Source organism: Priestia sp. YIM B13552 (assembly GCF_042787775.1).
Classification (GTDB): domain Bacteria; phylum Bacillota; class Bacilli; order Bacillales; family Bacillaceae_H; genus Priestia; species Priestia megaterium_E.
Window position 1 is genome coordinate 20390 of sequence record NZ_JBHZOU010000017.1, and the last position, 10355, is coordinate 30744.

7 protein-coding genes and 2 riboswitches are annotated in these 10355 nt (G+C 38.6%); all 7 genes read left to right on the plus strand.

Translation table 11 applies throughout. From position 1 onward, the window contains the following. Positions 1 to 56: 56 nt before the first annotated feature. The 7 genes from ACFX40_RS27315 (at position 57) to ACFX40_RS27345 (ending at position 9979) form a co-directional block, all read left to right on the plus strand. Entirely contained in the window at positions 57 to 1034 is a 978-nt protein-coding gene (locus ACFX40_RS27315) for an alpha/beta hydrolase fold domain-containing protein (RefSeq protein WP_377257330.1), read from the plus strand. Positions 1035 to 1249: 215 nt separating this feature from the next. After that, positions 1250 to 1996: an SDR family NAD(P)-dependent oxidoreductase gene (locus ACFX40_RS27320; RefSeq protein ID WP_025753326.1), complete on the plus strand. Its 747-nt coding sequence runs from the start codon at positions 1250 to 1252 to the stop codon at positions 1994 to 1996. Between the two features lie 191 nt (positions 1997 to 2187). Next, a complete protein-coding gene (locus tag ACFX40_RS27325; RefSeq protein ID WP_377257333.1) occupies positions 2188 to 3138 on the plus strand; it encodes an AAA family ATPase in 951 nt (316 codons plus the stop codon). Positions 3139 to 3148: 10 nt separating this feature from the next. Next, the gene (locus ACFX40_RS27330; RefSeq protein WP_377257336.1) at positions 3149 to 4339 is read left to right on the plus strand and encodes a DUF58 domain-containing protein; all 1191 of its coding nucleotides are present in this window, start codon (positions 3149 to 3151) and stop codon (positions 4337 to 4339) included. Continuing rightward, positions 4336 to 6528 (plus strand): transglutaminase TgpA family protein, encoded by a 2193-nt coding sequence (locus ACFX40_RS27335; protein WP_377257339.1) that lies wholly within the window; start codon positions 4336 to 4338, stop codon positions 6526 to 6528. The genes ACFX40_RS27330 and ACFX40_RS27335 overlap by 4 nt, the downstream gene beginning before the upstream one ends. A gap of 39 nt (positions 6529 to 6567) precedes the next feature. Beyond that, a riboswitch (purine riboswitch) is annotated at positions 6568 to 6669 on the plus strand. Between the two features lie 123 nt (positions 6670 to 6792). Next, a complete protein-coding gene (gene guaA, locus ACFX40_RS27340) occupies positions 6793 to 8322 on the plus strand; it encodes a glutamine-hydrolyzing GMP synthase (RefSeq protein WP_028410369.1) in 1530 nt (509 codons plus the stop codon). 97 nt (positions 8323 to 8419) lie between these two features. After that, positions 8420 to 8521: riboswitch (purine riboswitch) on the plus strand. A 132-nt stretch (positions 8522 to 8653) separates the two neighbouring features. Next, positions 8654 to 9979, plus strand: a complete 1326-nt coding sequence (locus ACFX40_RS27345; RefSeq protein WP_013055032.1) for an NCS2 family permease — start codon at positions 8654 to 8656, stop codon at positions 9977 to 9979. Positions 9980 to 10355: the final 376 nt, after the last annotated feature.

The window sequence follows — 10355 nt, forward strand, 5'->3', positions numbered from 1 at the left end:
AAATTATTACCGCTAGTAATTGAAAGTTTCTTATAAAATATGGGGAGGAAAGTTGTATGGAAAAACAGTTACCTAAAGTAAAACCGTTATGTCCACCAGGTCGTTCGCCAAGATACGAAGATGTTCCCTTTGCGGAGGTAACCTTGGATAATGGGGACCCATACACTCTGAAAATGGATATCTATCAAGATCTTAATCAAAAAACGCCGGGTCCATGTATTATTTACTATTTCGGAGGGGGATGGATGTATGGGGAATATAAGCAGGTCACTCAAAAAGCAGTATATTTTCGGGAACTTATAAGGTTGGTCGAGCAAGGATTTACTGTTGTATCTCCAGCTTATCGTTTGGCTAGTCAGTCTGTTTTTCCAGCGTGTATCCATGACTGCAAGGGAGTTGTACGATTTTTAAAGGCGAATTCAAAGTTATACCATATCGATCCTGAACGGATTGGAGTATTGGGAAACTCTGCCGGTGGACACCTAGCCGCAATGGTCGCAATGAGCGGAAATTGCAGTGAAATGGAAGGCGATGTCGGTGGTAACCAAGAATATACAAGTGCAGTAAAGGCAGCAACCATTTTTTATGCTCCAGCTGACCTAGTAGCACTCCTCAGAAACGACGCAAATGAAGCAATAAAGAATTTTTCTGGCACAGAAGTCGATAATGCAGGCAAATCCATGGATAATGTGATAACCGAAATTCTTGGATATACTGAACCTGGCAAATCGTTAATAGACCTGAATCAATTGCTAGAGAGTGGGGATACGGAAGATTTAGATTGGAAATATATAGAGTTGGCGAAAAGGTGTAGTCCTATTAGTTATGTAAGTGCCAATTGTCCACCGATGATGATTTTGCACGGTGGGAAAGATCCTCTCGTTCCTATTGACCAAAGCGAAAGTCTTTATAAAGCTCTAGTATCTTCTAATGCGGATGCGATGTATTTTTCGTCTTCCCAGGCAAATCATGGTCCAACGATGGGAGATGAAGCTGATCAAGTGGCATATCAGTTCTTGAAAAACAGATTGTAAACAAAAAATATATAATCCTGCGTTAATCATGAGAACGGTTTTGGTGCCTGGTCAGAGAGCTGAGGAAACAAGAATATGATGAATGGAAACTTCGGCATGAGCTTGAAGTTCACTGAGTGAAGTGAAGTCAAAAGATATCTTTCAGAAATTCATGAAAGGAGATCTTTCTGAGAGGGTGCGCGTTTAATATTAATTAACTGGATGGGGGTGTGCTGATGTTATTGGAAGGGAAAGTCGCAATTGTATCAGGTTCTAGTAGAGGCATTGGAAAGAGTATTGCTTTAACGTTAGCGAAAAACGGTGCCTCCCTCGTCATCATTGGGACAAACACCAAGTTATTGACCGAGGTGGCTAACGAAGTTCAATCCATGGGAAGGCAGTGTGCTGTTCATTTAGGGGATGTAACAAATCCAGAAACAGCGACATTGGCAGCTGAGAAGACGATGAGTCTTTTTAATAAAATTGATATTTTAGTTAATAATGCTGGCATAAATATGCGCAGTTCCACGTTAGATCTGAAATTGGATGATTGGCAAAAAGTTCTGGATGTCAATTTGAATGGGAATTTATATTTTAGCAAAGCTGTTTTGCCTTATATGATTGAGAGAAATTATGGGAAAATTGTAAACGTCAGTTCCTCTACTGCTAAATCAGGTCATAAAAATGCTGCCCCTTCCTATGGAGCCTCTAAGGCAGGAGTTGATTACTTGACGAGACACCTCGCCTTGGAGATGTCAGGACATAACATCTATGTTAATGGAGTTTCACCTGGGCCTATCGAAACAGACATGATTAAACAGTGGACTGAGGAGTATTACCAAAATGTAATTTCAAATGTCCCTCTTAAGAAATTAGGTACTCCACAAAATGTTGCCGATGTAGTGTTATTTTTGGCTTCATCAATGTCTGACTTTATCACTGGTGAAACAATTAATGTTAATGGTGGTACATACATGAATTAGACAGAATTATGAGGTCAAATCTGTTATTTAGATCGAAGCAATATAAAAGGTCTGTCAAGAAGTGTGTTTGACGACCTTTTTTTGCGTGCATTAATATTTTCAGATTTTTTGGAAATTTGTTAAGATAGTACTATGTTTATTGAAAAACATACTAAACTCAAGGCTTAACTGAGTTTTAAGGGGGAGCTTTATTGATTCAGCTGGATCATATTAATAATAAATTAAATCAAGTATTAGAAAACATCGATCAAATTGTAATTGGAAAGCGTCATGTATCTACGTTGAGTTTGGTTGCTTTGCTTGCAAAGGGGCACATTCTGCTTGAAGATGTGCCGGGTGTGGGGAAAACGCTGCTCGTGAAGGCACTGGCCAAATCGATTGATGCAGAATTTAAACGAATTCAATTCACGCCTGATTTGCTGCCGTCCGATGTAACAGGTGTTTCTATTTACAGTCCAAAAGACATGGAATTTCATTTTCGTCCAGGTCCTATCATGAGCCATATTGTGCTCGCTGATGAGATTAACAGGACTTCTCCTAAAACACAATCGGCGCTTTTAGAAGCAATGGCTGAGCATCATGTAACAACCGATGGTATTACCCGGGAAATTCCAGCGCCTTTTTTTGTGATGGCTACTCAAAATCCTGTTGATTTTGATGGGACCTATCATTTGCCGGAAGCGCAGCTGGATCGATTTTTATTCAAATTAAGCATGGGGTATCCTACGCAGGAAGAGGAGCTTCAAATTTTAAACGGCGTATCGACTCAAGTTAATCTTGAGGATGTCAAACCCGTCATGAGCATTCCAGAATTAGTACAGGCTCAAAAAACTGTAAGCAGTATTTATGTAGATGATGCGATCAAGCACTATATCATCGAAATCATTCGCAAAACGCGCTCTCATCCACATGTTTCGTTAGGTATCAGTCCTCGTGGAACGGTTTCCTTTATGAAGGCCGTTCAAGCATATGCTTTAGTGAAGGGGAGAGATTACTGTCTTCCTGATGATGTTCAAGAGCTTGCTTCGTATGTGTGTGCACATCGATTAACGCTAAGACCTGATACCCAGTACAGCGGCTTAACAGCGGGTGATGTAATGAAGCAAATTATGGCTGATACGAAAGTACCTGTTAAAAGGTAAGAGGTACTTTATGAAACAGTATATAAAAGTGATATGGAATAAATGTAGAGACTGGTTCGTTTTATTCTGCATCTTTGCTGCTACGTTTTCTTACGCGATGTTTCAAGGGGGCTTTGTCAGCTGGTTTTTATTTTATAGCTTCTTACCTTTTGGATTATATGCGGCAGCCGTTTTGCTTTATCCGTTAAAAAAGTGGAATGTTACTCGTGATGTGAAGCTACAGCCTCGATTCGCTGGAGATCATCTTTCGTATGACATTCATATTACACGCTCCTCGGGTTTTCCTGTTTATATGGCAGCAGTGAAAGAGGAGAGTAACCTTTTAGATCAAGAAGAAAGAACAATTTATCTGCTTTTTCAACGAAACGCTGTTATTCCGTATGAAAGATCGTTTGTAGAAAGAGGAGAATATGAATTTTTTACGATTTCGATTGAATTGAGTGATTTATTAGGAATTGTAAAAAAGAAGGCCTATTATCCGCTGCAGCAGCGGTTTATCGTGTATCCTCAAATCCATGAGATAGATATCCCGTTTCTTTTAGCGGGAATAGAAGAAGGAAAAAATGAAGTTTCCGCTGGAAATCAATCTACTACGTTAGTGACAGGCATTAGAGAATACCAGCCGGGTGACCGATTAGGATCTATCGATTGGAAGGCGACGGCTCGTAAAGCTACGTTGATTTCTAAAGAGTTCGGTCATTATCATGAACGGAGTATGATTATCATTGCAGATGTTATAAGCTCTCTATACTTTGAAGAACGAATGAGCTTTCTGGCATCCATGCTCATTCATGAAGAAACCAAGCGTAAAAAAATCGATTTTCTTTTAGCTGGAGATGCACTTTTTTCACCAAAAGCCTCTGAACAAAGTGAGACTGATAACCTGTTGTATCACTTAGCGCGTGCACAGCCTATTAACAACCGAGTATTCGAAACAGAATTTAAGGGTATTGCCATTCAAAAGCAGCATTCTTTTATGGTCATTGTCAGTCAAGTTACAGGAACTCTCATTGGACAGGTTCAATCTAAGCTGAGTCTGCATGCTAAGGCATCAATAATTGTCGTTAAAGATGAAGGAGCAGGGCTTAGTGACGAAGAGACGGTTATTGTTAATGGCATACAATCTTCTGCTTTAACGATTGAAGTCGTTAATATTCCTCTTCCTCTATCATCTAAAGGAAGTGAGGGCGGAAATAAGTGAATAAATCAGCTTTGTATGTAAAAAACATCTTATTGTACGCGGGAGCATTCTTTTTATTAGTGGAATGGCTTCTTCCTTTAAATGAAGTGACGGATACCAATCAAATTCAGTACTTTATCTTGTTTGTTGCTTACTGTTTTTTGTGTTTAACGTTTCGCTTGCCGTTTATCGTGATGACGTTAGGGAGTATATTATTTATTTTGTTTTCGCTTCACAATCTCTATTTCCAAGGAGCCTTCTTTTCTTCAGACTGGCTTCCGAGACTTTTGGAGATTCTTCAGTCAGATGCACAAAGTATCATGGAGTGGGATATAGCGAATTTATCATTTGAAATGAGGAGCACTTTATTTTTTGTGCTGCTTTGGATTATGGCTTATTTAATTCGATATTGGATCTTTTATCAAAAAAGAATTTTCTTCTTTTTCTTCTTAACCACTTTGTATATTACCGTGTTGGATACCTTTTCTACTTACGATGCGAGAGCTGCTATTATTCGTGTGACGATTATCGGATTTTTATTAGTAGCCATGCTTCGCATAAATCCTGAACGCATAAAAGCTGCGGGCACTGAGCGTTTAGAAAATAGAAAACGATCGTTTCTTTTTCTAGGCAGCTTTTTAGCTATCGTCATTGTGCTGGCTTATCTCGCTCCTAAACCAGGGCCGCAGTGGCCAGATCCCGTACCTTTTATCACAGCACATACAACAAATCAAGGACAGGGAGAATCTGCAAGCGGTCAACGAATTGGCTATGATATGGACGATTCTAAATTGGGGGGATCGTTTGTCAATGATGATACGGTTGTGTTTACAGCCAAAGTAGAGGATGAGCACTATTGGCGTATTGAAACGAAGGATGTTTATACAGGTAAGGGGTGGGAGCTGTCTAAAGAGGAAGAAAAAGTGCCCTTTAAAGGAAATGAAAACTTACTCCCTCAATATGACTCAAGTGTAGCAGGACAAGTAAGAAAAGCAGAAGTTACCTATTCGCAGCCTTCTGTTCATCTTATGCATGTTCCTCAACTGCTGTCGCTAACCTTAAAAAATGGCATTCAAACCGATGTTACACCGACAAATGAAAAATTATATCCTTATCAAAATGACAAGCTTGTTACTGTTCAATCGTATGAGATGACGTATAAATATCCTGTATTTGATATTGGACTTCTTCAGCAAGCAGAGGAAAAAAAGGCAGAGAGTTTAGAGAATAATAACGAATTTATAGCAAGGTATACACAACTTCCTGCTAACTTGCCGAAACGAGTAAAGGATTTAGCTCGTGAGGTAACAAAAAATAAGAACAATCGTTATGAAAAAGCGAAAGCTGTTGAAGAATACTTCCGATCAAATCCATATGTATATGATACTGAAAATGTTCCAATTCCTACGAAAAATAAAGATTATGTGGATCAATTTTTATTTGATACAAAAAGAGGGTACTGTGATAACTTCTCTACTTCTATGGTTGTGCTGCTTCGTTCATTAGATATTCCTGCTCGGTGGGTAAAGGGCTATACAGAAGGTGATGCCACCGTCATTTCAGGAAGTAGTAAGTGGACAACCTATGAAATCACACAAAATAATGCTCATTCTTGGGTCGAAGTCTATTTTCCAGGAGCGGGTTGGGTACCTTTTGAACCAACAAAAAGTTTTTCTAATCCTTATGATTTTGTAGATAGCCAACCTAACAACTCTAGTGAAAATAGTCAAAGGGAAGAAGAGAAACAAGAAACGCAAGTGAAGGAGCAGCCTAAGGAAAAAGAGCTTCCGGCACAAGAAGAAAGAGCGAAAGAAAAAACAGCTTCTCTTCAAAATGCTAAGTTGTCTATGAAGTGGAAAGTGCTTTTTTGCGGACTGATTGTAGTTATGTTGATAGTAATATATCTCAATCGATTTAAATGGTTTTTACCTTTTTATATCTCTTTTTATAAAAAGAAAGAGAGTGTGGAAACCTTTGAATCAGCGTATGCTTTTTTACTTAAAAGACTCGCTGCAAATGGACTAAAGCGGCAAGAAAGTCAGACGCTGCGCGACTTTGCAAGAGAAGTAGACGAAAAATTAAATACGGTAAATATGCTAAAATTAACGGAAAAATACGAGCGGGTTTTGTATCGAAATGCAGATTCCATAAAAGAATGGAAAGGGTCGATTGAATTGTGGGAAAATTTAATCAAAAAAACGAGTTCTTGACCATTGTTTCGCGGATTGATAGAATATTCTCGAACTTACTATAAATGTTTCGTATACCTTCATATATCCTCGATAATATGGTTCGAGAGTCTCTACCGGGTCACCTTAAACGATCTGACTATGAAGGCAGAACAGTCTATTTGACAATGAACGTCGTGCTCAACTAGACTTCTGCCTTTGTTTTTTGAGGGAGAAGTCTAGTTTTTTTTATATTTTAGGGCATAATAACAAGTGATTATTTACACATTCGGAGAGGTGAACAAGATGGAAGGCATGATTGTTGTATTAGATTTTGGTAGTCAATATAACCAACTGATTACGCGTCGCATTCGCGAGTTCGGAGTATATAGTGAATTGCATCCGCACACAATTACAGCAGAAGAGATTAAAGCATTAAATCCAAAGGGAATTATTTTCTCTGGAGGCCCAAACAGTGTGTACGGTGAAAACGCATTTCACTGCGATGAAAACATTTTTGAATTAGGTATTCCTGTTTTAGGTATTTGTTATGGAATGCAATTAATGACTCATCATTTTGGCGGGAAGGTAGAAGGTGCTAGCCATCGTGAATATGGTAAAGCAGCGATTAACGTACAAAACGATTCATTAATGTACCATGAGTTGCCAAAAGAACAAGTTGTTTGGATGAGTCACGGTGATTTAGTTGTAGAAACACCAGCTGGTTTTGAAGTGGACGCAACTAGCCCATCTTGTCCAATTGCCGCAATGAGTAACAAAGAAAAGAATATGTACGGAGTGCAGTTCCATCCAGAAGTTCGCCATTCAGTGCACGGTAACCATATCTTAAAGAACTTCGTGTTTGAAGTATGTCATGCTGAAGCAAACTGGTCAATCGAGAACTTCATTGAAGTTGAAATGGATAAAATCCGTGAAACAGTTGGAGATAGAAAAGTACTTTGTGCACTTAGCGGCGGAGTAGACTCTTCAGTAGTAGCTGTATTAATTCACAAAGCAATTGGTGATCAGTTAACATGTATGTTCGTAGATCACGGTTTATTACGTAAAGGTGAAGCGGAAAGCGTAATGGAAACATTTAGCGAAGGCTTTAATATGAACGTAATTAAAATCGATGCAAAAGATCGCTTCTTAGAAAAATTAAACGGCGTATCAGATCCTGAACAAAAGCGTAAAATCATCGGTAATGAATTTATTTATGTATTCGATGACGAAGCTGCTAAATTAAAAGGGTTTGATTTCCTAGCTCAAGGTACGCTATACACAGACATTATCGAGAGTGGGACAGCTACAGCTCAAACGATCAAATCTCACCACAACGTAGGTGGATTACCGGAAGATATGCAGTTCAAACTAATCGAACCGTTAAACACGCTATTCAAAGATGAAGTACGTGCATTAGGTTCTGAATTAGGTATCCCTGATAACATCGTTTGGCGTCAACCTTTCCCAGGACCAGGTCTAGGTATTCGTGTACTTGGTGCAATTACCGAAGAGAAGTTAGAAATTGTACGTGAGTCGGATGCTATTTTACGTGAAGAGATTGCAAAAGCTGACTTAGAGCGCGATATCTGGCAATACTTTACGGTTCTTCCTGACATCCGCAGTGTAGGCGTAATGGGAGATGCTCGTACGTATGATTACACAATCGGTATTCGTGCTGTTACATCGATTGATGGTATGACTTCTGACTGGGCGCGTATTCCTTGGGATGTGCTTGAAGTTATCTCAACGCGTATTGTAAACGAAGTTAAGCATATTAACCGCGTAGTGTATGATATTACAAGTAAGCCACCTGCAACAATTGAATGGGAATAATATGTAAGAAAACCGAACAAACGAACATTCTTTTATAAGAATGTTCGTTTTTTGTTGACTTTTTTAAAAAGTTAATGGTAGGATAGTAACATAAAACAGCGAGATATAGCTTTAATGTCGTATAATCTTGGGGATAAGGCCCAAAAGTTTCTACCGAGCTACCGTAAATGGCTTGACTACGAGAAAGTAATACATGTATGTGTAAAAATCTTTTGTTTTTTTGGCTCATACATTTCTCTTTTAGTCGATCTTATGCCTTTACGCGCCTAGTGTAGAGGCATTTTTTATGGCTTGCCAAGTGCATGCGGCTTCTATAAAGGGAGGAAAAAACGTGAAGAAGTATTTTCGTTTTGAAGAGCTGGGTACTAGCTATCGAAAAGAGTTTATAGCTGGCCTTACAACTTTTCTATCTATGGCTTACATTTTATTTGTTAATCCATCTGTGCTATCACTAAGTGATGTAAAGGATCTGCCTGACAGTATGAGAATGGACCAAGGGGCTGTATTTACAGCTACTGCTTTAGCGGCAGCTTTGGGATCAATTGTTATGGGAGTCCTTGGTAGGTATCCAATTTCATTAGCTCCAGGTATGGGATTAAACGCATTTTTTGCTTATACAGTTGTTCTGACAATGGGAATTCCATGGCAGACGGCTTTAACGGGTGTTATGATATCAGGTGTTATTTTTATTCTTTTAACATTAACAAGCCTGCGAGAAAAAATTATTAATTCTATTCCTATTGAATTAAAAATGGCTGTTGGAGCAGGTATTGGCTTATTTATTAGTTTTATTGGTATGAAAGGTGCCGGAATCATCGTCAAAGATGATGCTACATTTGTTGGACTGGGTGATTTAACTAACCCAACAACGTTACTTGCGGTTTTTGGCATTGTAATTACTATTGTATTAATGGTGCTTCGAGTAAATGCAGCTGTATTTATCGGTATGATTGTAACGGCTGTAGCAGGTATGGCTTTTGGTTTAATTGATACACCTAAAGCAGTTGTTTCATCAGTTCCTAGTCTTGATCCGACGTTTGGGGCAGCTTTTCAAAATATCGGTGATATCTTTACTGTAAAGATGCTAGTCGTCATTTTAACTTTCTTATTTGTTGATTTCTTCGATACAGCAGGTACGATGGTTGCTGTAGCGAGTCAAGCAGGGCTTATGAAAGATAATAAACTTCCGCGAGCGGGCAGAGCGTTATTGGCAGATTCTAGTGCGATTGTAGTTGGTGCTGTTCTTGGTACCTCATCAACAACAGCTTATGTAGAGTCTACGGCTGGAGTAGCAGCGGGCGGACGTTCAGGATTTACTGCAATCGTAACGGCGGCGTTTTTCTTAGTTGCATTGTTCTTTTCTCCATTGTTAGCGGTCGTAACACCAGCTGTTACTGCGCCAGCTTTAATTACGGTAGGAGCTCTGATGGTGTCAAATTTAGGAGAAATTAATTGGAAAGAGTTCGAAGTAGCAGTTCCCGCATTTTTCACGGTAATTATGATGCCACTAACATACAGTATTGCAACAGGTATTGCGGTTGGTTTTATCTTTTATCCTATTACAATGTTATGCAGCAAGCGTGGAAAAGAAGTTCATCCAATTATGTATGCTCTCTGTATCATCTTCATACTCTATTTTGCATTCTTAGCAGAATAGTTTAAATAAAAAAGCTCAGTTTAATGACTGGGCTTTTTTTTTATGGTAAGATAAGAAAACTGCATAGCGGCTAGATTAATATTGTAATAGAGAGTATTCAATCATTATATTGAAGGTTTACTTCATTAACTTTTTTATTTATAAAGTTTTTTAGAAAAACGATTGACTCTATATATTATATATGGTAAATTATTAAATGTCGCTGATGAACAGCGCAGTTGAGAGAAACATCTTAAAAAAAGATGTTGACATCAAAATGGTAGAATGTTATACTAATAAAGTTGCTTCAGAGCAACGGCTGAACTTTGAAAACTGAACAAAGCGACAAACGTCAACGTTAATTTTTATTTTTTAAATTGAGCAAGTCAAACATTTC